The sequence below is a fragment of the Pseudophaeobacter profundi genome (assembly GCF_029697505.1).
Lineage (GTDB): Bacteria > Pseudomonadota > Alphaproteobacteria > Rhodobacterales > Rhodobacteraceae > Pseudophaeobacter > Pseudophaeobacter profundi.
In genome coordinates, this window is sequence record NZ_JARJEF010000002.1 from 1 (window position 1) to 25,214 (window position 25,214).

24 protein-coding genes and 1 tRNA gene are annotated in these 25,214 nt (G+C 58.1%); 11 read left to right on the forward strand and 14 right to left on the reverse strand.

Annotated features, from left to right (window positions below; translation table 11 throughout):
- Positions 1-639: 639 nt before the first annotated feature.
- The 6 genes from P2081_RS03255 to P2081_RS03280 all read right to left on the reverse strand — a co-directional run bounded on the left by P2081_RS03255 (position 640) and on the right by P2081_RS03280 (position 7,472).
- Positions 640-723: transfer RNA gene (locus P2081_RS03255), tRNA-Leu, on the reverse strand.
- Positions 724-1,110: 387 nt separating this feature from the next.
- Positions 1,111-1,971 (reverse strand): agmatinase, encoded by an 861-nt coding sequence (speB, locus tag P2081_RS03260; protein ID WP_278921458.1) that lies wholly within the window; start codon positions 1,969-1,971, stop codon positions 1,111-1,113.
- A gap of 10 nt (positions 1,972-1,981) precedes the next feature.
- Positions 1,982-3,151 carry a carboxynorspermidine decarboxylase gene (nspC, locus tag P2081_RS03265; protein ID WP_278921459.1) on the reverse strand — a complete coding sequence of 390 codons (1,170 nt, stop codon included), beginning with the start codon at positions 3,149-3,151 and terminating at the stop codon, positions 1,982-1,984.
- 70 nt (positions 3,152-3,221) lie between these two features.
- On the reverse strand, positions 3,222-4,433 hold the full coding sequence (locus P2081_RS03270; protein ID WP_278921460.1) for a saccharopine dehydrogenase family protein: 1,212 nt from the start codon (positions 4,431-4,433) through the stop codon (positions 3,222-3,224).
- A 22-nt stretch (positions 4,434-4,455) separates the two neighbouring features.
- On the reverse strand, positions 4,456-6,345 hold the full coding sequence (speA, locus tag P2081_RS03275) for a biosynthetic arginine decarboxylase (protein WP_278921461.1): 1,890 nt from the start codon (positions 6,343-6,345) through the stop codon (positions 4,456-4,458).
- A gap of 221 nt (positions 6,346-6,566) precedes the next feature.
- Complete coding sequence (locus P2081_RS03280; protein WP_278921462.1) at positions 6,567-7,472, reverse strand: bestrophin family protein; 906 nt, start codon at positions 7,470-7,472, stop codon at positions 6,567-6,569.
- 376 nt (positions 7,473-7,848) lie between these two features.
- On the opposite strand from P2081_RS03280, the gene P2081_RS03285 reads away from it, so the two are divergent.
- Genes P2081_RS03285 through P2081_RS03295 form a run of 3 tightly spaced genes read left to right on the forward strand, consistent with a single transcriptional unit; the run spans position 7,849 to position 9,093 of the window.
- Positions 7,849-8,574, forward strand: coding sequence for a lysozyme (locus P2081_RS03285; protein WP_278921463.1), 726 nt, complete (start codon positions 7,849-7,851; stop codon positions 8,572-8,574).
- Positions 8,571-8,909: a hypothetical protein gene (locus tag P2081_RS03290; RefSeq protein ID WP_278921464.1), complete on the forward strand. Its 339-nt coding sequence runs from the start codon at positions 8,571-8,573 to the stop codon at positions 8,907-8,909. The genes P2081_RS03285 and P2081_RS03290 overlap by 4 nt, the downstream gene beginning before the upstream one ends.
- 19 nt (positions 8,910-8,928) lie before the next feature.
- Complete coding sequence (locus tag P2081_RS03295) at positions 8,929-9,093, forward strand: hypothetical protein (protein ID WP_278921465.1); 165 nt, start codon at positions 8,929-8,931, stop codon at positions 9,091-9,093.
- A 43-nt stretch (positions 9,094-9,136) separates the two neighbouring features.
- Here the strand turns inward: P2081_RS03295 and P2081_RS03300 are convergent, their stop codons facing one another.
- Positions 9,137-9,532, reverse strand: coding sequence for a GFA family protein (locus P2081_RS03300; RefSeq protein WP_313790322.1), 396 nt, complete (start codon positions 9,530-9,532; stop codon positions 9,137-9,139).
- Positions 9,533-9,867: 335 nt separating this feature from the next.
- On the opposite strand from P2081_RS03300, the gene P2081_RS03305 reads away from it, so the two are divergent.
- The 3 genes from P2081_RS03305 to tig all read left to right on the forward strand — a co-directional run bounded on the left by P2081_RS03305 (position 9,868) and on the right by tig (position 14,516).
- Positions 9,868-11,421 carry an alpha/beta hydrolase gene (locus tag P2081_RS03305; RefSeq protein ID WP_278921467.1) on the forward strand — a complete coding sequence of 518 codons (1,554 nt, stop codon included), beginning with the start codon at positions 9,868-9,870 and terminating at the stop codon, positions 11,419-11,421.
- Positions 11,422-11,833: 412 nt separating this feature from the next.
- Positions 11,834-12,952: a porin family protein gene (locus P2081_RS03310; RefSeq protein ID WP_278921468.1), complete on the forward strand. Its 1,119-nt coding sequence runs from the start codon at positions 11,834-11,836 to the stop codon at positions 12,950-12,952.
- A gap of 232 nt (positions 12,953-13,184) precedes the next feature.
- Positions 13,185-14,516: a trigger factor gene (tig, locus tag P2081_RS03315; RefSeq protein ID WP_278921469.1), complete on the forward strand. Its 1,332-nt coding sequence runs from the start codon at positions 13,185-13,187 to the stop codon at positions 14,514-14,516.
- Positions 14,517-14,725: 209 nt separating this feature from the next.
- Here the strand turns inward: tig and P2081_RS03320 are convergent, their stop codons facing one another.
- The 6 genes from P2081_RS03320 to rpsF form a co-directional block, all read right to left on the reverse strand.
- A complete protein-coding gene (locus tag P2081_RS03320) occupies positions 14,726-16,684 on the reverse strand; it encodes a bifunctional 2',3'-cyclic-nucleotide 2'-phosphodiesterase/3'-nucleotidase (protein ID WP_278921470.1) in 1,959 nt (652 codons plus the stop codon).
- Positions 16,685-16,795: 111 nt separating this feature from the next.
- Positions 16,796-17,275 carry a lytic transglycosylase domain-containing protein gene (locus P2081_RS03325; protein WP_278921471.1) on the reverse strand — a complete coding sequence of 160 codons (480 nt, stop codon included), beginning with the start codon at positions 17,273-17,275 and terminating at the stop codon, positions 16,796-16,798.
- Between the two features lie 154 nt (positions 17,276-17,429).
- Positions 17,430-17,798, reverse strand: a complete 369-nt coding sequence (locus P2081_RS03330; protein WP_278921472.1) for a hypothetical protein — start codon at positions 17,796-17,798, stop codon at positions 17,430-17,432.
- Between the two features lie 146 nt (positions 17,799-17,944).
- The gene (gene rplI, locus P2081_RS03335; RefSeq protein ID WP_278921473.1) at positions 17,945-18,565 is read right to left on the reverse strand and encodes a 50S ribosomal protein L9; all 621 of its coding nucleotides are present in this window, start codon (positions 18,563-18,565) and stop codon (positions 17,945-17,947) included.
- A 13-nt stretch (positions 18,566-18,578) separates the two neighbouring features.
- The gene (gene rpsR / locus P2081_RS03340; RefSeq protein ID WP_005982441.1) at positions 18,579-18,806 is read right to left on the reverse strand and encodes a 30S ribosomal protein S18; all 228 of its coding nucleotides are present in this window, start codon (positions 18,804-18,806) and stop codon (positions 18,579-18,581) included.
- A 27-nt stretch (positions 18,807-18,833) separates the two neighbouring features.
- Positions 18,834-19,187, reverse strand: coding sequence for a 30S ribosomal protein S6 (rpsF, locus tag P2081_RS03345; protein ID WP_232402295.1), 354 nt, complete (start codon positions 19,185-19,187; stop codon positions 18,834-18,836).
- A 439-nt stretch (positions 19,188-19,626) separates the two neighbouring features.
- On the opposite strand from rpsF, the gene P2081_RS03350 reads away from it, so the two are divergent.
- Both P2081_RS03350 and P2081_RS03355 read left to right on the forward strand, forming a co-directional pair.
- Positions 19,627-20,202, forward strand: coding sequence for a hypothetical protein (locus P2081_RS03350; protein ID WP_278921474.1), 576 nt, complete (start codon positions 19,627-19,629; stop codon positions 20,200-20,202).
- Positions 20,203-20,410: 208 nt separating this feature from the next.
- Positions 20,411-20,986: a YceI family protein gene (locus tag P2081_RS03355; RefSeq protein ID WP_278921475.1), complete on the forward strand. Its 576-nt coding sequence runs from the start codon at positions 20,411-20,413 to the stop codon at positions 20,984-20,986.
- Between the two features lie 258 nt (positions 20,987-21,244).
- Here P2081_RS03355 and P2081_RS03360 read toward each other — a convergent pair whose 3' ends face one another.
- Entirely contained in the window at positions 21,245-22,486 is a 1,242-nt protein-coding gene (locus P2081_RS03360; RefSeq protein WP_278921476.1) for a cytochrome b/b6 domain-containing protein, read from the reverse strand.
- A 269-nt stretch (positions 22,487-22,755) separates the two neighbouring features.
- On the opposite strand from P2081_RS03360, the gene fabD reads away from it, so the two are divergent.
- The 3 genes from fabD to P2081_RS03375 all read left to right on the forward strand — a co-directional run bounded on the left by fabD (position 22,756) and on the right by P2081_RS03375 (position 25,169).
- A complete protein-coding gene (gene fabD / locus P2081_RS03365) occupies positions 22,756-23,691 on the forward strand; it encodes an ACP S-malonyltransferase (RefSeq protein ID WP_278921477.1) in 936 nt (311 codons plus the stop codon).
- Positions 23,692-23,786: 95 nt separating this feature from the next.
- The gene (gene fabG, locus P2081_RS03370; protein ID WP_278921478.1) at positions 23,787-24,524 is read left to right on the forward strand and encodes a 3-oxoacyl-[acyl-carrier-protein] reductase; all 738 of its coding nucleotides are present in this window, start codon (positions 23,787-23,789) and stop codon (positions 24,522-24,524) included.
- A gap of 411 nt (positions 24,525-24,935) precedes the next feature.
- The gene (locus P2081_RS03375) at positions 24,936-25,169 is read left to right on the forward strand and encodes an acyl carrier protein (RefSeq protein WP_009808171.1); all 234 of its coding nucleotides are present in this window, start codon (positions 24,936-24,938) and stop codon (positions 25,167-25,169) included.
- The last annotated feature ends 45 nt before the right edge of the window (positions 25,170-25,214 follow it).

Genomic DNA, 25,214 nt, shown 5'->3' on the forward strand with positions numbered 1-25,214 from the left:
ATCCCATGTCTATCACTCCCAATCCCCCCAACGAAAACCGTCGGGGCAGTGTGTTCACATGGGTCAATTCTCAGTGACAATTTATCGGCATACCGGGTCAGTTCTCAGTGACAATCAACAGATATGAAGCCATAGAAATGATCCAGAACCTCCGGCAAGAGCGGGGCGACGAGTTTTCCGCCCTCCACCAAGTAACTTCGGTTCTTGTTGTCCAGATCAAATTTGGACAACGCTATGCTCTGTTCGTGTAACATTTTCTCACTCGTAAACTAGGAATAATACAGTAACACCATCCGTAATTTTAGAATGCGAAGGTTAAATTCGGTTGAATTTTGCTCTCGCGTTTGAAGCCGGAAGCATCGACCGATGCCAGGAAATTCGGCGAATGGTTGTCTGTTTCGCCCCTTTGGCCGTCCGTTCGTCGAGGATCAGCCGCGACCAAGGCCAGGTTTCCGACAGCACGAATTATCCCTACTTAAACAAGGCTTTAACCATGTGAGGACAGAGGATATGGCCGAGCATACCAGTCGATGTATTTTAGCGTTAGTGTCAGGGTCATGTGAAAGTGTCCGCAATGTCTGCGCTGACAAGTCGGACTCTCTGATTTTCCTGAATATTCTGACCTATCTAGAGGTCTTGTGGTGCGGGTGAAGGGACTCGAACCCCCACGCCAAAGGCGCCAGAACCTAAATCTGGTGCGTCTACCAATTCCGCCACACCCGCACGTTTCGCAAATCACTTGTTGCGTCGGCGGTGGATAGCAAAGGTTGAAACCGGATGCGAGCGCTAATTTCAACAAAAGAGGCAGAATGCCACGGACAACGCATCTATCTGTGTCTTGCGCGCCCTGACCAACTGCGGTTCCAATGCTGATTTCTGCGCTTGAGCTTGCGCAACAGGGAAATCTCAGTGCCGCTTGCCTGCGGATTGTGCGGCAGATTCTTGCCCGCTGCACCCGCATAGGGCTGGCCAGGGCCAGGTCCTGCGCCGAGACGGGCGCGGTATCGCGCAGCTGGCAAACCTGCAAGGCCTGATCGCCTGGGCCAATCGGTTCAAACGGTGTGTAACAAGACCGGGGAACGCGTGAAAACCCTGGGCAACCGCCTGAGGTTATCTGTCGCCGTTTGCAAGGCAGGCCGCCATGAGACGATAGACAATCTGCGCTGCGGTGAAGTCCCAGGCGGCGTTGCCATCGGGCGCAAGTTCGACCACATCCAGCCCGACACACCGGCGCCCCTTTAGCGCGTGCTCCACAAGATGCAGGGCCTGATAATAGCCCAGACCACCGGGGACAGGCGTGCCCGTTGCAGGCATGAGGGAGGGATCCAGCCCATCCACATCAAAGCTGATGTAGATCAGTTCGGGGAAATCTTCTGGCAGTTCAATTTCGTGGATATTGCGGGTAACCAGCTCTTCTGCGTCCACGTGAAAGACCGCATTGGCGGTGCGGCTTTCGGCTTCTTGCGTGCACAGGGCGCGGACGCCGAATTGTGCCAGCCGGATGCCTGCTTGCGACAGAAGATGCATGACGGAGGCATGCGAATGCTGCTCTCCCTGGTAGGCCACGCGCAAATCGGCATGGGCGTCAATCTGCACGATGCCAATCGGTTGATTCAGCGCGCGCGCCACCCCGGTGACAGCGCCGTAGCTTAGCGAGTGTTCACCGCCCAGTGTCACCGGCAGTTTGCCATCGCGCAGGCAGGCCTCGGTGCGCTGTGCCAGCCGTTCCATCACCTCTGGCAGCGGCCCTTCGCAGTCCAGCGCGGTCTCGGTGAAGATACCCCTGGCGCAGGGCTCCAGCCCCTGACACAGGCGCTCTAGCTCGTTTGAGGCTGCGATGATCGCCTGGGGGCCAAGTGCGGTGCCGGCACCATAAGACACGGTGCGTTCCAGCGGTACAGGGATGACGCGAAACAGGGCATCTTGGCCCCGTTCGGCATCGGTCAGTTCGCTGTCGAGAAAGATGCTCATGCAGAGGCCCTCATGATAGACGTTCCTTGAAATCCAGGTATCCGAATTGCTTTACCATCCGCAGCTCATCCGTCTGGCTGTTCCAGAGCAGGATCGAGGGAAGGGCCACGCCATTGAACGTATTGGTCTTGACCATCGAGTAATGGGCTTGATCGAGAAAGGCGAAGCGATCGCCGATCTGCAGCGGCTGCGCGGTTGTGTAATCGCCAATCACATCGCCAGCGAGGCAAGAGGGCCCGCCCAGACGGTAGGTATGGCCAGTGTCCACCTCACCCATCATGGCGGGGCGATAGGGGGCTTCGATCACGTCGGGCATGTGGCATGTGGCCGATATATCGGTGATGGCCAAGTCGATGCCATTTTGCGGCAGGTCCAGAACTTCGCCAATCAGAATACCCGCATCCAAGGCCACCGCCTCGCCGGGTTCCAGGTAGATGTCGACATCGTATTTGGCGCGAATACCCGTGATGAAGGCGATCAGCGCCTCGCGGTCATAGTCATCGCGGGTAATGTGGTGTCCACCACCAAAATTCAGCCATTTCAGATGTTCAATATGCGGTTTCAAGGTCTCTTCAATCGAGGCCCAGGTCCGTTCCAGCGGGGCAAACCCCTGTTCGCAAAGGGTATGCATATGCAGCCCGTCCACGCCGATCAATGCCTCGGTCGTCAGCTGGCTAATAGGGGTGCCAAGCCGCGAACAGGGCGCGCAGGGGTCATATTTGGCAATCTCGCCTTCGGAATGTTCGGGGTTGATGCGCAGCCCGACCTGTTTGCCTGCGGATTTGCACCTGGCGAGAAACCTGTCCTTTTGCGCGGGGCTGTTAAAGATCACATGATCGGAGAGCGCGATGATTTCATCAATCTCGCTGTCCTTGTAGCCGGCACAGAAGGTCGCGACCTCGCCGCCATATTCTTCCCGTGCAAGCCGCGCCTCATACAATCCGCTGGCGCAGGTCCCGCCAATATACTGGCGCAGCAGCGGGGCCAGCGCGAACATGGAGAAGGCTTTCAGGGCCGCAAGAACATGGGCGCCAGACCTGTCGGCCACCTCGGCCAGGATCGTCAGGTTTCGTTCAACCGCTTTTTCGTCCACCACGAAGGCTGGCGTCGACACGCGGGACAGATCAAAATCGCGAAATGCGCCCGGGTCACCAGCCTGTGTGGCCATCAAGTCTGACATCGCATCATCCACCATTGCAATGTGGGGCAGGCCCGGTGGTGCCACCGGGCCTGACGTTGAAAATTTAACGCTAGAAATCGACAGGGCCGTCCAGCTCATGTACCTGCCAGGGCAGGCCGTGTTGGTTCAGCATGTCCATGAAGTCATCGGGATCCAGCTGTTCCATGTTCCAGACACCGGGCGCGGCCCAGTTGCCTTTCAGAACCTGCGCGGCGCCGATCATGGCGGGGACGCCCGTGGTATAGCTGACCGCCTGGCTGCCGACTTCGGCATAGCACTCTTCGTGGTCACAGATATTGTAGATGTAGAAGGTCTTTTCGCCTGATCCATCCATGGCCTCGCCCGTGGCGATATCACCGATGCAGGCCTTGCCCTTGGTTTCAGCCCCCAGATCGCCGGGATCGGGCAGCAGTGTTTTCAGAAACTGGATCGGGATGATTTCCTGCCCGTCATGCATCACCTTGTCGATGCGGGTCATGCCGACGTTTTCCAGCACCTTGGCGTGCATGATATAGGCATCGCCAAAGGTCATCCAGAACCGTGCCCGTTCGATTTCCGGGAAGTGGGTCGACAGGCTTTCCAGTTCTTCATGATACATCAGGTACATGTTCTTTGGCCCGATGGCAGGGAAATCGAACTCAACCTTATGGGTCATGGCCGGGGTTACCTGCCAGTCGCCATTTTCCCAATGCCGGGCCTCGGCCAGCACTTCGCGCAGATTGATTTCCGGGTTGAAGTTGGTGGCAAATTCCTGATCGTTGGAACCGCCGTTGGCATCCAGCACATCAATCTGGCGAATGGATTTCAGCTTGTGCTTGCGCAGCCAGGTCGCAAAAACGCTGGTAACGCCGGGATCAAAACCCGCCCCCAGGATCGCTGTCAGGCCGGCCGCCTTGAAACGGTCCTGATAGGCCCACTGCCAATGATATTCGAACTTGGCCACGTCTTCGGGTTCATAGTTTGCAGTGTCCAGATAGTGGCACCCGGCCTCCAGACAGGCATCCATCAACACAAGGTCCTGATAGGGCAGGGCCAGGTTCACCAGAATCTCGGCACCGGTTTCGCGGATCAGGGCCACGGTTGCGGCCACATCATAGGCATCCAGGGCCGCAGTCCTGATGTCAACGCCGGTGCGTTCTTTCACACTGGCGGCAATCGCATCGCATTTTGATTTGGTACGGCTGGCCAGGGTGATTTCGGTGAAGATATCGGCGTTCATCGCCATCTTATGCACCGAAGCGTGACTTACGCCGCCCGCGCCAACAACAAGTGTCTTGCCCATGGTGGTTCTCTCCTTACCGAGGTCATTCATAGTAGGTATAGCCGTTGATCGAGCCCCGATAGGCTTCAATCAGAATCTTGCGTTCATTGGCCTTTATGGCCCCGCCCGAGATAGCTTCATCGACCATTTTACGGAAGGCCGCAATGCAATCTGCCGGATCATATTCCACATATGACAGGACTTCAGAAATCGTGTCACCTTCCTGTTCGTGCAGCAGATCAAAGCCGCCATCCGAGCGCAGATCGATCGTGACTACATTGGTGTCGCCAAACAGGTTGTGCAGATCGCCCAGGGTTTCCTGATAGGCCCCAACAAAAAAGACCCCAAGATAATAGCGCTGATCTTCGGGCAGGGAATGCACCGGCAGCGACGGTGAAATGCCTTCTGCCAGGATAAAGCGATCCACCTTGCCGTCGCTGTCACAGGTGATGTCGGACAGGACGGCGCGGCGATCCGGTGGCTGGTCCAGCATTTGCAGCGGCATGATCGGATGCAACTGGTCAATGGCCCAGACATCCGGCAAGGACTGGAACAGCGAAAAGTTGCAGTGATAGACATCGGCAACCTTTTCCAGCTTTTCGCCCAGTTCGTTCACCTCGTCCGAGGCAGCAACAAGCATCTTGATCCGGGCAATCAGATACAGATAGATCCGCTCTGCCCGGGCCATCTGGCGCAGGTCGACCATGCCGCGCCGAAACAGCCCGCGCAGTTCGTCCCGATAAAAACTGGCGTCGTTCCAGCATTCCTGCACCCGGCCAGACACAAGATACCCGCTGATTGCCGCCAGATCAGACACCAGATGATGATCATTGGGCTGCACCTCTGGCGCGTCCGGGGCATCAAACAGCGTCGTTTCCAAAACATCAAAGATCAGCATCGATGAGGTCGCAACCACCGCCCGGCCGCTTTCCGTGACCAGAATGGGATGTTCCACCTCGGCTTCGTCCAGGGCATAGGCCACGGTTTCCACGATATTGGCGGCATATTCTTCGATCGTGTAGTTGATCGAGTTCTCACCGGCCCGTTTTTCGCCCGTGTAATCCACGCCCAGGCCGCCGCCCAGGTCCAGATGGGTCAGGGGGACGCCTTCGCGGGTCAGTTCGATGAAATACCGACAGGCTTCGGTGGTGGCGCGGCGAACATCATTTACGTCCGGCACCTGGCTGCCCAGGTGGGAATGCTGCAGCTTGAGACAGTGCAGCAGGCCCACATCTTTTAGCCGGTCCACCACCCGCAACAATTGGTCGGAATTCATGCCAAATGCCGACCGATCACCCGAGCTTTCCTGCCATTTTCCACCAATCTGGTTGGTCAGCTTTACCCGAACACCCAGCAATGGCTCGATGCCCAATTCCTGGGTGACCTGAATGACGGTTTCTGCTTCTTTCGGGCTCTCCAATACGATGATGGTGTTAAAGCCCAGCCGCTGTGACAGGATCGCCAGACGAATGAACTCGGCGTCCTTGACACCGTTGCAGACAATCAGCGCGTTCTTTGACAGGCGGTGCGCCAGCGCGATCACAAGCTCGGGCTTTGATCCTGCCTCCAGCCCGAAGTCGAACTCTCGCCCGAACTCAACAATCCGATCCACCACCTGCGCCTGTTGGTTCACCTTGATGGGAAAGACCCCGCGATAGGGGGCTTTATATCCGACGTGCTTGATTGCTTTGGCAAAGCTTTGATTGATGTGGCGGATTTCGTGTTCCAGAAACGAACTGACGCGCAACACCATCGGGGCGGCGATGCCCCGTTGTTCCAGATCCTGCAGGATACCCGGCAGGCTGATCGGGGCGGCAGCGTCATTGAGCGGATCGCAAAGCGAGATCTCGCCGTCAGGAGACACGGTTATCAAACCTTTGCCCCATTGATCGACGCCATAAATACTGCCTGGGCAGGTGTCGTTTTGATCCAATCGATATGACCTTTCTGACGGAGAGGAGAGCGGAAAAATTGCTATGAACCGGAGTGAAGTACAGAGTGGTCGGCGGGGCGAACCATCTGGAGGTAACTTTATGCCTGGCCCAATACCACCATTGCGCAACGCGTCCTATGGGTTTTGCAAGCTTGACATCGGGTGATGCACAAGACCTCACCTCGTTTATTCCAACATGGAAAACGCACCGGTTTCAACCCCTAGGTCAGGATGTAGTTCTCTGGCGTCAGGGGCTTTGGCGCAGGCTGTCCCAGCGCTTCGGACACCGAAATTTCAATCACCCGGCACATCGCATCCAGCGGCAGCCCGTTTTGCACATCGCGAAACGGCAGGTCCAGCTCGTTTGTCACCGTTTGCAGGCCAAAGAAAACATAGGCGACCACCGCAGAAAAGAGCGGGGCAAACCAGCCTGTGGATTCGATCAGCGCAAAGGGCAGCAACCAGCAATAGAGATAGGTGGTCCGCCGTATGAGCAAGGAATAGACAAAGGGCAGCGGCGTCGTCAGGATCCGTTCGCACCCTGCCTGTGCAAGCGCCACAGAAGACAGGGTCTGGGAAATGGTAAGCTGACCAAACCCACTGACGTCGTCTCTTTCGCTCAGCTTGCGAATCTGATCCGCCATTGACCTCAGGGCTGCGTCGGCGGGGTTTTGATGGGCGAGCATTGCGGCGGCTTTCTCCTCGCCGATCCACTGTGCAATATCGTCACTTACATCGGTATTTCGCAAGAAGCCCCGGTGAAGATGGGCAAAAGCAACCGCACAGGACAGGATGCGTGCGCGGTCGTCCTCATTGCCGACAAAGATGCGCATGTGGCGCCCCAGGTTGCGCACATCGGCAATCATGGAGCCCCAGAGCTTGCGTGCCTCCCACCAGCGATCATAGGCGGCGTTGTTGCGAAAGCCGAGAAACAGCGAAAGCGCGACGCCGAATATCCCCATCGCTGCCATCGAGATATGGGGCAGGTTAATGAGATGTAGATCAACAAGCAGAACCGCCATGGACAAAACACCAACGCCAAGGATCTTGCCGATGATCGTTGGGACAATTGACCCCTGCATGACAAAGAACAACTGCAGTGAAGATGGGTGGTCCCGGACAATCATCTGGCTTGGCCTTTCAGGGTAGGGGGTGCAGCAGAGAGCCTCACTTAACGCTCAAACTTTCTTTGGCGGGCGTGACCGCAGGCTGCAGGTCAATCCGTACCGTAAATTTCGCATCTGTTCATAGACGGATCAGCAGCGCAAGGCTGTGAGATCCCGATATATTCCTTCGCCGGTGATACAGGCCCCGCTGCGGCGGGAAAGGTTCGAAAACGACCCTTCCGTGAAGGGGTCGTCAAAACTGCCCCGTGTTCGGGCGTTCCGGGCGGATTGGCAGGCCCGCCGGTAAGTCTGAGGCGCGCGCTGGTCTAAGGCTCTGTCAAATCGTGACCTGTAGATTGCTTTGGCTCTGGCGGGGGCTGGCATGTGGAGAATGATGATGACGCTTATTACAAACTGGCGGGCGGTTCTGGCAAAATCGGCCAGCATCTGGTTGATTCTTGCCAGCCTGTTGGCCACTTTCGGTTTTTTCTTTGCCCTGGTTAACCCCGCCCTCATAGGATGGCCACCGATCTATTTTGCAGCTGTTTCAGCTAGTTTCCAGACGCTGGCGATTCCGGCGCGGGTGGTGCTGCAAAAGGGGATTTCGGGGCTGGATCGGTTTCGCGCGGATCAAAGCGGAGTCCTGAGGCGGCGCTATGTTGGATTGATTGCCGGCAGTGGCATTGCCCTGTCCAGCGCCATTGCCTTCATTGGCAGTTGGGAAGGGCTGCGCCAAGCGGCCTATCGTGATGTGGTGGGCGTCTGGACGGTGTGCTACGGCGCGACCGAGGGTGTGCGTCCGGGCGACAGCTACAGCCGGGCGGACTGTGACCACATGCTGGCGGCAGAAATCATCCGCCATGAAGCAGGGCTGGATCGCTGCCTGACGGCAGAGGTGCCATTGGGAATGAAGATCGCCCTGGTGTCCTGGACTTATAATGTCGGGGTTGGGGCGGCCTGTGGTTCTACCTTGCTGCGCCGGGTCAATGCGGGTGATTTGGCGGGGGGCTGCGATGAATTGCAGCGTTGGAACAGGGCGGGGGGGCGCGTCTGGCGTGGCCTGACGCGGCGGCGCATATCTGAAATGGAGATGTGTCATGCCGCCCTGAGGTCGGGCGCGTGACCCTGGTCTGGGGCTTGCGAAAATTGCCTGTGCTGCTTGGTAGCCTGGCCCTTGTGGTCGCGCTGTGGGCGCTACTGGATCTGATCGGTGAGCGTCGCCGCCTTGCAGCAGATCTGGCCCAGACCCAGACACGTCTGCGCGCCGCCAGGGCAGAGCTGGCACAGGCGGCCGCGGCTGCCCGCATTCACCGCGCCCATTTGGACCGCGCCGCAGATGAGGCGCGGCGATGGTCGGAAATTATCAATGATTTTAAACAGATGGAGGGCCGCGATGCGCCTTTATCCCCTTTGCTGGGCCGTACTGCTGAGCAGCTGTTCCAGCGCTCTCCCGGATGAGCGAGCCGGGCCAATCCCGGTGCCGTCCGATCTGTTGCAGCCCTGTCCAGGCTATCAGGGGCCGACGCCCCGCAGCGAAGGCCAGCTGTCGGATGCGCTGATCGCAGAGCTGCGGGGGCGGAGCTGTGCCAATGCCAAACTGGCAACGGTAGAGGAAATACTTGCGGCGCCTGCTGCGCAATAGGGCGGGAAGTCTCTGGCCCGCCAAAGCCAGTCAGTGGGCAGGATCAGCTTGGCGGGTTCCCCGGAGATTGCGGCGCATCATCGCAGATTTCGTACCAGCCCGGTTTTTCAGAGGTAAATTCGTGAAACTGGTTTTGCAGCGCAACCGGCGTATCCAGGGCATTTGCGGCAATGGGAAAGCTATCTTCCTCGGACAGGATTTCGCCCAGCGATGTGCCGCATAGTCTGCAAAAACAACGATGATATTTATATGGGGCCGCCGGGTGATACAGCGCGACCTGTTCCTTGCCGGACACCCATCTAAGATCATCCCGTTTGACAAAGACAATTGCGCTGGCGCCAGCTTTTCGGCAGCGCGTGCAGTGACAGGTGCCCAGCATGCTTGGGATGGCCTGGAGTTCGAACTTAACTGTTCCACAACAACAGCTTCCGGTGATCATTTATGTTACCTCTTCCAAGATGATTATTACGAATGACAGGAACATTAAGTGAACATTTACCTGGGCGCAATCATGTTTGTCTGCATTTTTGGCAGGGCGCATCAGGCGGCAATTGGCTGGAATTAGACGATTTATATATTCGGCCGCCGCGTTTGCCGTTAAAAACGATCTTGAGGGAAGCCAAGGGAAGCCAGATGAATTACTCCGGGGCAGGCGTGGACAGGCAGCGAGCAGACATCGAGAATGGGCGCAAAAAACTATTGTGGTGGCAGCCATCACTGGCAGGGCTCTATTTCGGAGCCCTTTTTTGCGTTGCGACATTCTGGCCGTCTCTGTTGCCACGCCCCTGGGTGTTTCAGGGGGTGTTGTCGGGGCTGGTCTTTGCGCTTGGCTACGGCACTGGCACCGTTGGTCTTTGGCTTTGGCGCTATCTGGAATTGCCGCTGCTGCCGCTAAGGTGGCGCGCGCGCATGTATTTGGTGCTGGCCGGTTCCAGCGCGGTTGTCGCGGGCTATACCTTCTGGAACGTGGCCAACTGGCAAAATGTCACCCGTGGCCTGATGCAGATGCCCAAGGTCGAAGAGAGCTATTACCTGCAGATCACCCTGATTGGCCTGGGCATCGCCTTGTTGCTTATCCTGCTGGGTAAAGTGTTGTATCTGGCCCTTGCCTGGGCGGCCGCATTGCCACGCCACTATGTGCCACGCCGTATCGCCTCTTTATTGGGGGCGCTGGCCTTTCTGGGGCTACTGGTCATTGCTGCAAACGATACCCTGTTGCAACGTACAATCGCCGCGATCGACAGTGCCCAGGCACGTATTGATATCTCTGACCCGCCCGGCGCTTTTGCCCCGCAAGAGCCGCAGCGTTCGGGCAGTGCCCGATCGCTGATCGATTGGGGGCAACTGGGGAAGGCGGGCAAGCAGTTTGTCCATGAAGGCCCACGCCGCAGCGATATCGAGGCCTTTAGCAACAGGCCAGCGCAAGAACCGATACGTGTCTATGTGGGGCTCCGCTCGGCGCCGACACCACTGGCGCAGGCGCAGCTGGCCTTGCAAGACCTGCAACGCACTGATGCCTTTTCGCGCAAGATACTGGTCATTGCGACGCCAACCGGAACTGGGTGGCTGCAAAATGGCGCAATTGCACCGCTCGAATACATGCATGACGGCGACATCGCCACTGTGGGGGTGCAGTACTCATACCTGCCCAGCCCGCAATCCCTGCTGCTGCAGCCCGGATTGGTGCAAGAATCCGCATCCATCGTGTTTGACGTGATCTATAATTACTGGAAAACCCTGCCAGCCGAGACCCGCCCGCAGCTCTATCTCTTTGGCTTGAGCCTGGGATCTTTGGGGTCTGAAACATCTGTGCCGCTCTATGCCTATGTAAGCGACCCATTTCACGGTGCTCTCTGGGCTGGACCGACCTTTCGCAACCCGCTGTGGAAACGGGTGCAGCGCAATCGCGATCCGCAGTCACCGGCCTGGCAACCCCGCTTTGAAAACGGCGGGCTGTTTCGTGCCTTTGGCCCCGGCATGATCGCTGCCGACCAGCAACAGGGCTGGAGCCCCATTCGCACCGTATTCCTGGCCTACCCATCGGACCCGATTGTCTTCTTTGAGGAAAACATGTGGTCGCGAGCGCCCGCCTGGATGGGGCAGAACCGGGGCAGCGGTGTGTCATCGGGCTTTACCTGGGTACCTGTGGTGACGTTTTTCCAGGTGGCACTGGATATGCTGTCGGCGGCTCGGGTCCCGGCCGGGCACGGGCATAACTACGCGGTGCGTGATTACACAGAGGCATGGGCCGTCGTGACAGGGCGCGCCGACTGGACGAGCGACCAAACCGAGCGTTTGCTTTCGCGGGTGGCAGATGAAGGCTGGTAGCCTGTCTACCTGCACCGTGAAACCGAGGCTGCGGCCCGCGTGGACCTGCTATCTTCTGCGGGGGATCTGCCTTGATGCAGGGCGGCCAGCGAAAAGAAAAGCACCGGTGTGCGAATCTCTGGTGCCGAAAAAAAATTGCTCTTGGAAGGTGGGTTTCGCTGGGTGCAATGCTGCTTTGATCCCTGTGCAGGCGGTAGGTGAAGTAGTTCACTCAACTTTACCGCTTTCTTTCCAAAAATTGATTTTTGGCACCGGATTTCAGCGGGAAATTGCGTATTTTTCGGCCATGTGCGCAAAAGCCAATTTCAAGACTGCGCCGCAAAAAAACTGCTTGATATATCCGGGCCGAGGTACGGATCCCTGGGATGGGGGGATCTTGCACCGCAAAAGTTCAATCAGGAGACTCAAGACCATGAGCACCAAATTCGCTTTGCGCAGCAGCGCGGCCGTTGCGACCGCCCTGCTGGCCGCACCAGCCTTTGCTGGCCCCACCTATACCAATGACAACGGCGGTAGCTTCCGCTGGTATGGTCAGTTCAACCCATCCTTCCAGTCTTATGACGATGGTGTAGAAGACTACAGCCGCGTTGTTGACAACTCTTCCTCCAACTCGCGCATCGGGTTCTGGCTGGAGCAGGCCTTTGGCGAAAACACGCTGAAGTTCCACTTTGAAACAGCCTTTGGTCTGCGCGCCTCTGATGGGGTGGATCAGGCTGGCACAGGCCAAAACCTGAGCTGGAGCCGAACCAACCTGCGCCACGTGGATCTGCAGTTTGAAACTGCCAACTACGGCACATTCTCTGCTGGTCAGGGGTCTATGGCGTCTGACGGCGTCACAGGGGCTGACTTCTCGGGCACCGGTCTGGGCGCGGGTGTATCCGTAGGTGATATTGGCGGCGGCTATGCCTTCCGCACCGCAAGCGGCGCTGTAAGCGGCGTGACCGTTGGTGATGCCTTCACCGATCTGGATGGCAGCCGTCTGGGCCGGATCCGCTATGACAGCAACAACTTTGCTGGTTTTGTCTTCTCGACATCCTACGGCACAGACATCCTGGGCACCAACAACGACCGCGAAACCTATGACGTTGCGGTACGCTACGGCAACGATGAGCTGGGTGCCTTTGCACTGGATGCGGGTCTGGCGGCAGCCTGGACAGAACAGACCGGCAAGCAGGATCGTCGCGATATTTCCGGTTCGGTGTCGCTGTTGCACCGTGACACCGGCCTGTCGATGACACTGGCCGCAGGGGATCGCGATATCTCGGGCAACTATGGCTATGCCAAGCTGGGATATTCGGCCAACCTGATCAACGCGGGCAAGACTTCGTTCTCGGTCGATTACTATGACGGTTCTGATCTTGTGACCACTGGTGATACCTCCGAATCCTGGGGTGTTGCTGCGGTTCAAAAGATCGACAATCTGAACCTGGAAACCTACATCGCTTACCGCGATTATTCCTACGCGGACACGTCGGGGACCAGCTACCAGGATTCCAACGTGATCCTGGCTGGCGCTCGCTGGAAGTTCTAAAGATCTAACCATGCTTGCCCCAGGCCGTTCCCTCGGTTCCTGGGGCAGAGGCACGTCCCCCATGCGGGGGGCGTGCCTTTTTTGTTTTTGGCAGAATTTTGTCAGTAAATTCGGCTTTGAGAGACTGAAACCGGCAATCCCCCTTGCACCGCGCCGCCAGTAACAATAGAAGGCCTCAAATTGTCTGGGGGTGTTGCCTGCGCGCGCGCCCCGAATCTCTATGGGGTATAGGATGCAGGTCACCGAGACGCTGAACGAAGGTCTGAAACGCGGCTACGCCATCACGGTCACTGCTGCCGAGCTGGACGCCAAGGTCAATGAAAAGCTGGTTGAAGCCCAGCCAGAAATCGAAATGAAGGGCTTTCGCAAAGGCAAAGTTCCTATGGCGCTGCTGAAAAAGCAGTTTGGCCAGCGCATGATTGGCGAAGCGATGCAGGAAGCCGTCGACGGTGCCATGAACAAGCATTTCGAAGACAGCGGCGACCGCCCAGCGATGCAGCCCGACGTCAAAATGACCAATGAAGATTGGAAAGAGGGCGACGACGTCAACGTCGAGATGTCCTATGAGGCGCTGCCCGAAATTCCTGAGGTCGACCTGTCTGGTGTGACCCTGGAAAAGCTGGTTGTGAAGGCTGAAGAAGAGGCCGTCACCGAAGCGCTGGAAAGCCTGGCAGAAAACGCCCAGGAATTCGAAGCCCGCGAAGCAGGTGCTGCCTCTGAAGATGGTGACCAGGTTGTCATCGACTTCCTGGGTAAAGTGGACGGCGAAGCCTTTGAAGGTGGCGCAGCAGACGATTATCCGCTGGTTCTGGGCTCCAACTCCTTTATTCCCGGTTTTGAAGAGCAGCTGGTTGGCGTGAAAGCCGAAGAGGAAAAAGACGTTACCGTTTCTTTCCCCGACGACTATCAGGCCGAGCACCTGGCCGGCAAAGAAGCCGTGTTCTCTTGCACCATCAAAGAGGTCAAGGCCCCCAAGGCTGCCGAGATCAACGACGAGATGGCCAAGAAGTTCGGCGCTGAAGACCTGGAAGGCCTGAAGGGCCAGATCCGCGAACGTCTGGAAGCAGAATATGCTGGAGCCGCCCGCGCCGTGATGAAGCGCGCGACCCTCGACAAGCTGGACGAGCTGGTCTCCTTTGACCTGCCGCCGTCGCTGCTGGAGGCCGAAGCCAAGCAGATCGCGCATCAGCTGTGGCACGAGGAAAACCCAGATGTCGAAGGCCATGATCACGCTGAAGTAGAGGCCACTGAAGAGCACACCAAACTGGCGTCCCGCCGCGTGCGTCTTGGCCTGCTGCTGGCAGAGCTTGGTCAGAAAGCCAAAGTTGAAGTGACCGACGCAGAGATGACCCAGGCGATCATGGCGCAGGCGCGTCAGTACCCCGGCCAAGAGCGTCAGTTCTTTGAATTCATTCAGCAGAATGCCCAGATGCAACAGCAGTTGCGTGCGCCTCTGTTTGAAGACAAGGTCATCGACCACCTGTTTGAACAGGCCACTGTTTCTGAGAAAGAAGTTTCGAAAGAAGATCTTCAAAAGGCTGTTGAGGCCCTCGAAGAAGAATAATCTACAGTCTTCTTACTGTTTCAAAGGGCTGCCAATTGGCGGCCCTTTTTCGTTGTCCCAAAGGGACATACGCTCGCAGTAATTACGTTTCAGCGCGGCGCTGCGCGGCTGGAAGGCCCCCCACATACCCGCTACGTCAAAGGGCCCAGCATTTTTGCCGGGCCCTTTGGGGAACTGTCATCAGGCAGGCGGGTGTCGCCGTGCCAGGTTCACAGATCAATGCGGAAGCGTGCAAACCCTTCCGGGCCTTCCCCGGCTGCAGAGATCGCTACCCCCCGGACGTCGCTGGCATAGTCACTGGCCTTGGGGCCGGTGTCGAACAGGACGCTTGTACCCGGCAGCGGCGCAAACCGCCAATTGGCATCGGCACGGGGGCTGATGGTGCCCTTTTCAACGATATAACGCACGATCACATCGCGGTTGGTATCCGGCCCTTCAAAGACAATGCTGTCGCCCTTGGCGCCGGGGAAATCACCGCCACCAGAGGCGCGGTAATTGTTGGTGGCGACGATGAACTGAGCCTCTGGATCAATGGGGGCGCCGTTGTATTCAAGCTTGGTGATGCGGCTTGCATCAGGGTTTTGCAATTCCCCTTTGGTGCTGAATTTGGAAGGCTGGCTCAGGTCAATCTGGTAGGTTACGCCATCCATCACATCAAAGTTGTAGCTGGGAAAGGCCGGATTGAGCAGCAGCTGGTCCGCCTTGCCGGGTTCGACCTGGTTGAAGATCCCGGCGGACCGTTCCAGCCAGTCCTTGACCTCGGCCCCGGTGACCAGAACTGCGCGGGCGGTGTTAGGGTAAAGATACAGATCAGACACATTCTTGATCGCCACATCGCCCTTGGGAACATCAGTGAAATAGTCTGGTCCGCCGCGCCCACCAGCCTTGAAGGGGGCGGCGGCTGACAGGATGGGCAGCCCGTCATATTCGGTGCCCTGCAGCATCTGGGCGATGTACCAGCTTTGCGCAATAGAAACGATCTGCACCGAAGGATCATCGGCAACCAGTGCAAAATAGCTGTGCAGCGGTGCATCTGTCTTGCCGACTGCACGGCGCACATAGGCCAGCGTTTCCTCGTGTTCCTGTGCGGCTGCGGCCAGAACCGTTGCAGTGCTGTCGACCAGCGCGGTGATGGAACGGTCTTCGTTGCGTTTGGAAATAGGGCGCGCTTCGGAGGCATGGCCAACCACGCGCCAACCGCCTGCATCTCGTTCCAGCATCAGATCAATCAGGCCCAGGTGGCTGCCCCAATAGCCCCCCATGGTGGCGGGCTTGCCCTGCAATGTGCCCTTGGCCACGTCGATGCCATCCAGCCCGTCGTATTTGGAGGAGGGAAACACCAGATGGCTGTGGCCGGTCATGATCGCATCAATGCCATCCACCCCGGCCAAGACCAAAGAGGCGTTTTCCATGCCATCGCTTTCGCGGGCCGCGCCAATACCGGAATGTGACAGCGCAATGATGATATCTGCGCCTTTTTCCTTCATTTCCGGCACATAGGCGCGGGCAGTTTGCAAGATGTCACGCGCCTGCACATTGCCTTCCAGATGGCGGCGATCCCAGTTCATGACCTGCGGGGGCACAAAACCGATCAGCCCGATCTTGATGGCGTGCTTTTGCCCGGCACCATCTGTCAAGGTCCGATCCATCAGCACATAGGGTGGCAACAGGGTCTTGTCATCTCGCGGGGCAGCACCAGTTTCCTTGGCGATATTGGCGCAGACGACGGGGAAATCCGCCCCGGCCAGCGATTTCATCAGAAACTCTAGCCCGTAGTTGAATTCGTGATTGCCCAGGGTAGAGGCATCAAAACCAACGGCGTTCATGGCAGCAATCACCGGGTGCAGATCACCGTCGCGCATGCCACGCTCATAGGCGATGTAATCACCCATCGGATTGCCCTGCAGGAAATCGCCATTGTCGAGCAGCAGCGCATTGGTTGCCTCGGCGCGGATCTCTTTGACGAGAGAGGCGGTGCGGGCAAGGCCAACCGTATCGCGGGGCTTGTCCGCGTAATAGTCATATGGAAAGACATGCACATGCAGATCGGTGGTTTCCATCAGCCGCAGATGCACCTGATTGGACGCCGCTTGCAGCGAAAACGGATGCAGCGCGATAAGGCCAGCACTGCCAGCAAGAAAGGATCGGCGGTCAAGGGTGATCGGCATTGTTCAGCTCCCAGTATTGTTGTGCTCTGCGGGTACCCGAGAACGATAACAACAAAATGACAGGGAACGTGATGTTTTTTGCAACCCTTGATGGTGCCTAGGGGGCCGACCCTAGTTTACCAAGCCGGTTTCCTTCAACATGCCGCGCCGCTTGGCGGCGTAATAATAGCCACGTGAATAATGTTTGACTGCGGTGTCAAAATCACCATCGGACAACAGCCAGGCGCCGCGCAGGTATTTCACCGAAAATTCAAGGTTGGTATCGGCATCCAATAGGTCTTTGGGCGCGCCACTAAAGCCCATGGAGCGCGCCGTTGCAGGTAGAATCTGCAGCAGCCCGTAGTAGGGGCGGTTCACGGCCGTGGGCCGGTGGGTGCTTTCACGGATGGCCAGGCGGTGCACCAGGGCAGGCGGGACCTCGTAGTGATCGGACCAATAGTTGATGCTTTGGCGCAGCTCGGGGGTTTCGTTGGGATAGAGCGGAGGATTAAAACCTGGCTCTTCGGTGGCGGCACCACAGGCTGACAGTGCAATGGCTGGTAATAGATAGGCAAGCAGGATCAGGGGCCTGCGAAGGTACTGTTGGATCATGCTCTGGGCCTTTCCCTGTAACGCAGCGCAGCGCGCCAGCTGCGCCGGTTTTATCTAAGCTGGACCAAAAGCAAAAGCTGCCCGGTCGGGGATCGGCGGATTTTGGGGCATGGCGTACCATCACCTGCCCTAGTCTATGGGGACCTGTCCTTTGCTAGCCGGTGACAGGATGGCCGCGCTGCTGCATACATTGTACCAGATACTGGCGCTGCGCCTGCTTGACCTGGCTATCCGCCACTGCGGCACCGATGGCGGCACCAGCAAGTGCCCCAGCCAGAGCCTTGTCCCGGCTTTCGGTTGCCCCCACCAAGGCCCCTCCGGTTCCACCGATGGCTGCTGTCTTGCCGATGTGACCCTGACCAACGCGGCGTGCTTCTGCCCGGCATTGGGCCTCATCGCTGTTGAAGTTGGCACCAGGTGAGCCGCTGACCATCAGCGGGGCATCTACGGGAACGGTGTCGCAGGCGGCAAGCGCCAGCAACAAAAGACCACCGCTGACAGATTTCAAGATACGTCCAGACATGACCACACTCCTTCGAATTCACTGTGAATATGATACAGGGTAGATCGGGTGGGGCCAGATCGCCAAGCCCCAAAGGCAGCCAAGACAAAAAAGGCCACCTCATGCAGAGGTGGCCTTTCTCATTCATCAATCTGATCGGGGTGCGATCAGGTTGTTGGTTCTTCTTCGCTGGCGACGGCAGGGGCATCGCCCTCGTCGTCGTCGTCCGAAGCGGCAGAGCCGATATCGTCAAACAGTTCTGAAATTTCGAATTCAGCAGCTGCTTCCTCTTCGGCAGCAAGCTCCTGGATCGATTTGCCAGAGGCCTGCAGCTCAGCTTCTTCAGTTGAACGGGCGACGTTCAGCTTGATCTGGGCGTCGACTTCTGGGTGCAGTTTGACCAGTACAGTGTGCAGGCCGAGGTCTTTGATCGGATCGATCAGAGCAACCTGCTTCTTGTCTACCGAGAACCCTGCTTCGCTGGCGGCTTCTGCGGCGTCACGCGGGGTGACGGAACCGTAGAGGGCGCCAGAGTCGGAGGCAGAGCGAATCACGATGAACTGCTGACCGTCCAGCTTTTCAGCGAGGGCGGCGGCTTCTGCTTTGGTTTCCAGATTGCGTGCTTCCAGCTGCGCTTTCTGGGCTTCAAATGCGGCCAGGTTTGCTTCCGATGCGACCTTGGCTTTCGCCTGGGGCAGCAGGAAGTTACGGGCAAAACCGGGTTTGACGTCTACGACGTCACCCATCTGGCCCAGCTTGGCGACACGTTCAAGAAGGATAACTTGCATTGCTCAGGTCTCCTTACTTAACAGCATAAGGCAGCAGGGCGAGGAAGCGGGCGCGCTTGATAGCACGGGCCAGTTCACGCTGCTTCTTTGCCGAAACGGCGGTGATACGCGAAGGCACGATCTTGCCACGCTCAGAGATGTAGCGCTGCAGAAGACGGGTGTCTTTGTAGTCGATCTTCGGCGCATTGTCACCCGAGAAGGGGCACACTTTGCGACGGCGGAAAAACGGTTTGGCTGCCATGGTTTAGCGTCCTTTTCTCAAGCTGGATCAGCGGCGCTCGCGACGGGTGTCGCGTTCGTCACGTTTCTGCATCTGAACCGAAGGTCCTTCGGCGTGCTCGTCGACCTTGATGGTCAGAACGCGCATCACGTCATCATGCAGGCGCATCAGGCGTTCCATTTCCTGAATCGCCGACGCCGGAGCATCAGAGCGCAGGAAGGCATAGTGGCCCTTGCGGTTTTTGTTGATCTTGTAGGCCATCGTTTTGACGCCCCAGTATTCACTGTCAACGAGCTTACCTTCGTTGTCAGCCAATACGGCACCAAAATGTTCGACGAGACCTTCAGCTTGCGAGTTGGACAGATCCTGACGCGCAATCATGACATGCTCATAGAGGGGCATGCGAACTCCAGTTTGTTTCAAGGCGCATTTCATAGACGGGGCGGTTCAACCTTCCGCTGCCCTGTCACGAGAGGCTGCGCGGATCGAAATTGTCGCGGAAGGTTGGCCCCATATATCGGCTTTTGCGCAAAGAGCAAGGTCAAATGCTTTTCTGGGGCATCTGTGCAGTCGGGGCAGCCTGTGCGGTCGGGGGGCGCGGGGCTGGTCGCGGATCAGCGGGAAGAGCGGCCCGTAGCCCTGGGCAGTGTGCCTGTCTTGATCTGTTGCGTATAGCGAAATATCGGACGGTGAACAGCAAAACCCCAATCTGCGCCGCATTGTTGCCGCATTATTTTCGTCAACCTTGGTTAATGAAGCGTTCATTGCCGCCACCTGGCCGGGCCCAAGAGGGTTGGAAGGGGCCGGGCGGCAGCGGGTTTTAGGCAGTTTGAGGTATGAGATGGGAAATTCCGGCGAAGCCACCCTGGGCCAAGAGCATGCAGCGCGATTGTTGGAGCCTGCCTTTGGCGGCGTATCCGGCACAAATCGGTTTCAAAAGGGGCGGGTCTTTGCCAGCGCGCCGCCGCTGGTGTTAGGGTTTGAGGCCAATTGGCGCGCACGCAGCGTTTTGCTGCGCGGCCTGGGGGTTGCCATGGTGGTGGGGGCCTGTGGGCTCTGGCTGTTTCCCGGCAATGTTGCGGACCCGGAACTGAGCCTGTTGAAGGTTGGTGCTGCGGTTTTGATTATTGTCGTCGGTGTGGTGTTGATGACGGTGCAGGATATGCGCAACCAGCCAGAGGCATGTTTTGATCCGCTGCACCGGGAATTGCGGATTTTGCGACGAGATGGGCGTGGGCGGCCCAGGATGGTGCTGCGGCGCAGCTATGACAGCCTTGGCGGTGCCCGGCTGAGCGCAGGTGCGGTAAAGTTGTATGAGCGCGATGGCAGTCTGCTGGTTGAGCTGCCCCTGGGGGGCGCGGCAGCCCGCAGTCAGCTGCGCGATCAGCTCAGCGGCGCGGTTCAGCTGTTAAGCTAGAGCTTCACGATGCTGTGATGCGCCTAGACCGGTGCTGCGATATTTCCCTGATACATAGGCCTTTACGCGTTTCACGGGGGGCTTTGTTCTTTTCTCAACAGAACATGTTGGAAAATGTCGCTTTTCTTTTAGCTGCTCAGCACACAGGTTGCCGTGACACCAAAAGGACATCTCGTCCGCTATCCTTTCTCCAATGGAGCCTCTTGCAATGAAAAAAATCCTTCTCGCCTCTGCACTGGCCGGCCTTACCGCGACGGCGTCCCTGGCCGCACCTGAAAAATACACTCTGGATTCCAGCCACAGCCAAGTTGTCTTTACCTACAATCACCTGGGCTATTCGACAACGACAGGGATGTTCTCGGGCTTTGAGGGCGAGATCATGTTTGATCAAGAGGCCCCCGCCAATTCAAGCGTATCTGTGAGCATGCCACTGTCCTCGATGCTGACTGGCTGGCAGGCCCGTTTTGATCACTTCATGTCCAAGGATTTCTTTGACGCATCCGCACAGGAGCAGGTCACCTTCACCTCGACGGATATCAAGGTGACCGGTGAAAACACTGCCGAGATCACTGGTGATTTCACTCTGAACGGTGTGACCAAATCCGTTGTTCTGGATGCCAAGCTGAACCAGGCGGGCGACCACCCGATGGCGGGTAAGCCCTGGGCGGGCTTTGATGCAACCACTACTCTGGTACGTTCCGACTATGGGCTGGAAAAGTTTGCGCCCTATGTTAGCGACGAAGTTGCCGTGATGATCTCGATCGAGGCGATGAAGGCCGAATAAGCGCCTTTTACTGAACCATTCAGCCACGATGAAACGCCGCTTGCCGTTTGGGCAGGCGGCGTTTTGCGTTTGGCACTTTGTGGCCTTACGTAGCGGATGCCCTGGCGGGGCTGGACAGCCCAGGGAACTGAAGCCCGAGGAGCAGAAGGTGGGGGCAGGAGGCCGCGATGGAATAGAGGTTTGGCAAAAGAAACCTCCCCAAGCGCGGCTTGGAGAGGCGTGCAATTTGGCGCAAGGTCTCTGTAAAAACATCGGGGCCTAGTTGGTTTTCTGCGCTGTCAGGCTGATGTCGAGCACAACCTCAAAACCGAGGGTGCCGGCGTCCTGTGTGCCTTTGCCGATGTCAAAGTCGAGCCGGTTGACGGTGGTCTGGCCGCGCATTTCGGCGGTGTCGCCATTGATGTCCAGCGTAAAGGGCAGGATCAGCGGCTGGCTCTTGTCGCGAATGCGCAGCTCTCCCACCGCCTGATACCCGGTTTCGGTCTTTTCCAGCTGGGCGTCAAAATGGGCTGTAGGGTAGGTGGCGGTGTCAAAATAATCCGGCCCCATGGCCTGATCCGCCACGGTTCCAAGCGAAAGCGAGGAGATGTCAATCTCGACTGCGACCTGGCCTGCAGGGCCTGGGCTGTCGGGCGCGTCAAAGGTGATTTCGGCCTGCCAGTTGGCAAATTCACCGCTGACCGCGCTCCCCATCTGCTGGATCGTCAGGGCCAGATTGCCGCTTTCGACCTGCCAGTTGCCTGTGGCGGGGGCTTGCGCCGTCTCCGCTTGGGCAGTGGTTGCGCCCTGGCCGTTTTGTTCATGCGCCTGCTGTGCCAGCAATGCGCCATAGCCCAGAACCCCGCCCCAGATCACCAGGGCAAGCACCGCAGGAAGGGCGCTGTGTTGCTGTTTGGGTGGAAGCGGCAGATCGCCAGATCTGGGCAACATCCGACGCAGCGTGGAATCGCGGTCGATCACCACGTGTTTCAGCGCGCCAGCCACATGCAGCAAAAAGGTAATCTGCAGGGTTGTCGAGGACACCCAGTGCAGCATGGCAAACAGCTCGGAAAGGTTTTCGGATTTGGCGACAAACGGCAGGTTCTGCCCAAAGGGCCACCAGATCGGGGCAAAGCCGGTAGAGGCCGCGTGATGGATCCATCCGGTCAGCGGGGTGGCGACCATGGCACCATAGAGCAACCAATGCACCACCTCGGCAGCCAGGGCCTCGGGCTTGTTTTCCGGGTGCAGCAGGCCGGGCTTTGGTTGCGACAGCGCCCAGATGATCCGTGCAACTGCGGTGAAGAAGGCGGCGATCCCGATGGTTTTGTGCAGCGAAAACAGAAGAACGGCCCGTGAGATCACATCGGGTGAACCATCAAAGCTGGGGCTTTCGATCTGATGGGCAAGATCACTGGCCACCAGGCCAAGCAGGACGGCGGAAATCAGGAGGAGGGCGGTCAACCAGTGAAAGCTCTTGGTGACGCTGCCATAGCTGGAGAATGTATTGTTTGCGGACACGGTGAGGGTGTTCCTTTTGCAAAAATCAGTGTCTGCCAATCACCGATTGGCCTGGGGTGGTGGGCATGGGGGTCTTGATGTGTCTAGTTCTAACGATGCCCATAGGTCATGCAATGGTTGGCTATGTCCGCCAGTAAACAGCCCCTGTGCAGCGGGTCGCACCGGGTGATGCCGCTGCGCGACGCGGCTGCGCGGCGTGGCAGTTCTCTTGTACGTTTGCGTCGCTGCGTCTAAACCGGGGAAAACGACAGTGAAGCATGAGGGTCTTTATGACGATCGCATTTGTATTTCCCGGCCAGGGCGCCCAGGCCATTGGCATGGGGCAGGCGCTGGCGGCGGCCTATCCGGCGGCCCGATCCATTTTTGATGAGGTCGATGCGGCCCTGGGGGAAAACCTCAGCAAGCTGATCTGGGAGGGCGATATCGAGACCCTCACCCTGACGCAGAATGCCCAGCCGGCCCTGATGGCGACCTCTATGGCGGCGATGCGGGCGCTGGAAGCCGAAGGTGTGACCATTGATCAGGCCGCCTATGTCGCGGGCCATTCGCTTGGGGAGTATTCCGCTTTGGCCGCCGCCGGGGCGATTTCCGTGGCGGATACGGCGCGTCTGTTGCGCACCCGCGGCGAAGCGATGCAAAGCGCGGTACCGGTGGGCGTCGGCGCCATGGCCGCCCTGTTGGGGCTGGATTTTGCCACCGTTCAGGACATCGCCGCCGAGGCGGCACAGCCCGGTGAGGTGGTGCAGGCCGCCAATGACAATGATCCGACACAGGTGGTTGTCTCGGGCCATAAGGCCGCGGTTGAACGTGCCGCCGAGATTGCCAAGGCCCGAGGTGCCAAACGGGCCGTGATGCTGCCGGTCAGCGCGCCGTTCCACTGCGCCCTGATGCAGCCCGCCGCCGATGTCATGGCACAGGCCCTGGCCGCGGTTGAAATCTCTGCCCCGGCGGTGCCGCTGGTGGCCAATGTCCGCGCCGATGTGGTCAGCGATCCTGCCGAAATTCGCCAGCTGCTGGTGGAACAGGTGACCGGCTCGGTGCGCTGGCGCGAAAGTGTGCAGAATATGGGGGCCAAGGGGGTTACGGAATTCTGGGAAATTGGTGCGGGCAAGGCGCTGTCGGGAATGATCCGCAAGATCGACCGCAACCTCAGCAGCCGTCAGTTTGGCACCCCCGAAGCCGTTGCTGCCGTAAATGACGCCTGAAACCACGGGCCTGCCGGGGGGACAGACCGGCCTGGCGCGGCCAGGCAACAGGGTGCTTTTCCTGGCTGCGACAACTCTGAAATTGAGGAAGATATATGTTTGACTTGACTGGCAAAAATGCCCTGATCACCGGCGCCTCTGGTGGTATTGGCGGTGATATCGCCCGCGCCCTGCACGGGGCTGGTGCCACCGTGGCGCTGTCCGGCACCCGCGAGGCCCCATTGCAGGCCCTGGCCGAAGAACTTGGTGAACGGGCCTATGTCGTTACCTGCAACCTGAGCGATGCCGAAGCGGTCGAAGCGCTGCCAAAGCAGGCCGCCGCCGCCATGGGCAGCGTTGATATTCTGGTGAACAACGCCGGAATTACCAAGGACAATCTCTTCATGCGAATGAAGGATGAGGAATGGCAAAGCGTGTTGGATGTGAACCTGACATCAACCATGCGGCTGTGCCGGGGGGTGATGCGCGGCATGATGAAAGCGCGCTGGGGCCGGATCATCAATATTTCTTCCATCGTTGGCGCCACCGGCAACCCTGGTCAGGGCAACTATGCCGCCTCCAAGGCGGGGATGATCGGGATGTCCAAATCCATCGCCTATGAGGTCGCCAATCGCGGCATCACGGTCAACGCGGTTGCGCCTGGGTTTATTGCCACGGCGATGACTGAAAAACTGAATGATGCACAGAAAGATGCGATCCTGACGCAGATTCCCGCCGCCCGGATGGGGGATTCGAAAGAAATCGCCGCTGCGGTGCTGTATTTGGCCAGCCCCGAGGCTGCCTATGTCACCGGAACCACCCTGCATGTGAACGGCGGCATGGCGATGCTGTAGGAAGGCTTGCTTTTGATTATTCCTCGACCTGCTGCAAAAATCGTTGCAGAATCGAGATATTCAAAGCACAAAATGACCCGGAACTTTGTGAATATCATATTGATTTCAACAAGGTCCTAGGAATGTTAGGTGCTGCCCCTTGTCCTTGGGGCTGGGTGGCACCATCTGCTCGACTTGGGCTGTCAAGGCAGGGTATAGACCGAACCCGCGAATGTAGCGAAACCGTTTGCCTCCGGGCTGGTCTGTGCTATAGGCGGCCCATATTCGTCCTGACGTTTCCCTCGCTTGGGGGCAGCGATCGGGCAGCTCTCGTTTCTGGGAGCCGAACCGCCCGCATTGGGCAAAATCATGCCACCCCAAGCGGGTAAGGGCAAAAACCGGGCAGACAGCCCTGAAGAACGAGGAAATGACATGAGCGACGTCGCAGACCGCGTAAAAAAGATCGTTGTAGAGCACCTGGGTGTTGAAGAAGAAAAAGTGACCGAAAATGCGTCCTTCATCGACGATCTGGGCGCTGACAGCCTCGACACCGTTGAGCTGGTCATGGCCTTTGAAGAAGAGTTCGGCATCGAGATCCCTGATGATGCAGCCGAAACCATTCAGACATTTGGCGACGCAGTGAAGTTCATCACCGAAGCTTCCTAAGTCGTTATCACATTAATGTGATTGCCTTGACGGCGCTTTCCATCG

Bases quoted from the DNA above. Each gene is read 5' to 3' on its own strand.
- speB (WP_278921458.1), bottom strand. From the start codon at position 1,971: ATGAGCATCTTTCTCGACAGCGAACTGACCGATGCCGAACGGGGCCAA.
- nspC (WP_278921459.1), bottom strand. From the start codon at position 3,151: ATGTCAGACTTGATGGCCACACAGGCTGGTGACCCGGGCGCATTTCGC.
- P2081_RS03270 (WP_278921460.1), bottom strand. From the start codon at position 4,433: ATGGGCAAGACACTTGTTGTTGGCGCGGGCGGCGTAAGTCACGCTTCG.
- P2081_RS03280 (WP_278921462.1), bottom strand. From the start codon at position 7,472: ATGATTGTCCGGGACCACCCATCTTCACTGCAGTTGTTCTTTGTCATG.
- P2081_RS03285 (WP_278921463.1), top strand. From the start codon at position 7,849: ATGACGCTTATTACAAACTGGCGGGCGGTTCTGGCAAAATCGGCCAGC.
- P2081_RS03300 (WP_313790322.1), bottom strand. From the start codon at position 9,532: ATGATCACCGGAAGCTGTTGTTGTGGAACAGTTAAGTTCGAACTCCAG.
- P2081_RS03310 (WP_278921468.1), top strand. From the start codon at position 11,834: ATGAGCACCAAATTCGCTTTGCGCAGCAGCGCGGCCGTTGCGACCGCC.
- tig (WP_278921469.1), top strand. From the start codon at position 13,185: ATGCAGGTCACCGAGACGCTGAACGAAGGTCTGAAACGCGGCTACGCC.
- P2081_RS03320 (WP_278921470.1), bottom strand. From the start codon at position 16,684: ATGCCGATCACCCTTGACCGCCGATCCTTTCTTGCTGGCAGTGCTGGC.
- P2081_RS03325 (WP_278921471.1), bottom strand. From the start codon at position 17,275: ATGATCCAACAGTACCTTCGCAGGCCCCTGATCCTGCTTGCCTATCTA.
- P2081_RS03330 (WP_278921472.1), bottom strand. From the start codon at position 17,798: ATGTCTGGACGTATCTTGAAATCTGTCAGCGGTGGTCTTTTGTTGCTG.
- rplI (WP_278921473.1), bottom strand. From the start codon at position 18,565: ATGCAAGTTATCCTTCTTGAACGTGTCGCCAAGCTGGGCCAGATGGGT.
- rpsR (WP_005982441.1), bottom strand. From the start codon at position 18,806: ATGGCAGCCAAACCGTTTTTCCGCCGTCGCAAAGTGTGCCCCTTCTCG.
- rpsF (WP_232402295.1), bottom strand. From the start codon at position 19,187: ATGCCCCTCTATGAGCATGTCATGATTGCGCGTCAGGATCTGTCCAAC.
- P2081_RS03350 (WP_278921474.1), top strand. From the start codon at position 19,627: ATGGGAAATTCCGGCGAAGCCACCCTGGGCCAAGAGCATGCAGCGCGA.
- P2081_RS03355 (WP_278921475.1), top strand. From the start codon at position 20,411: ATGAAAAAAATCCTTCTCGCCTCTGCACTGGCCGGCCTTACCGCGACG.
- fabD (WP_278921477.1), top strand. From the start codon at position 22,756: ATGACGATCGCATTTGTATTTCCCGGCCAGGGCGCCCAGGCCATTGGC.
- fabG (WP_278921478.1), top strand. From the start codon at position 23,787: ATGTTTGACTTGACTGGCAAAAATGCCCTGATCACCGGCGCCTCTGGT.
- P2081_RS03375 (WP_009808171.1), top strand. From the start codon at position 24,936: ATGAGCGACGTCGCAGACCGCGTAAAAAAGATCGTTGTAGAGCACCTG.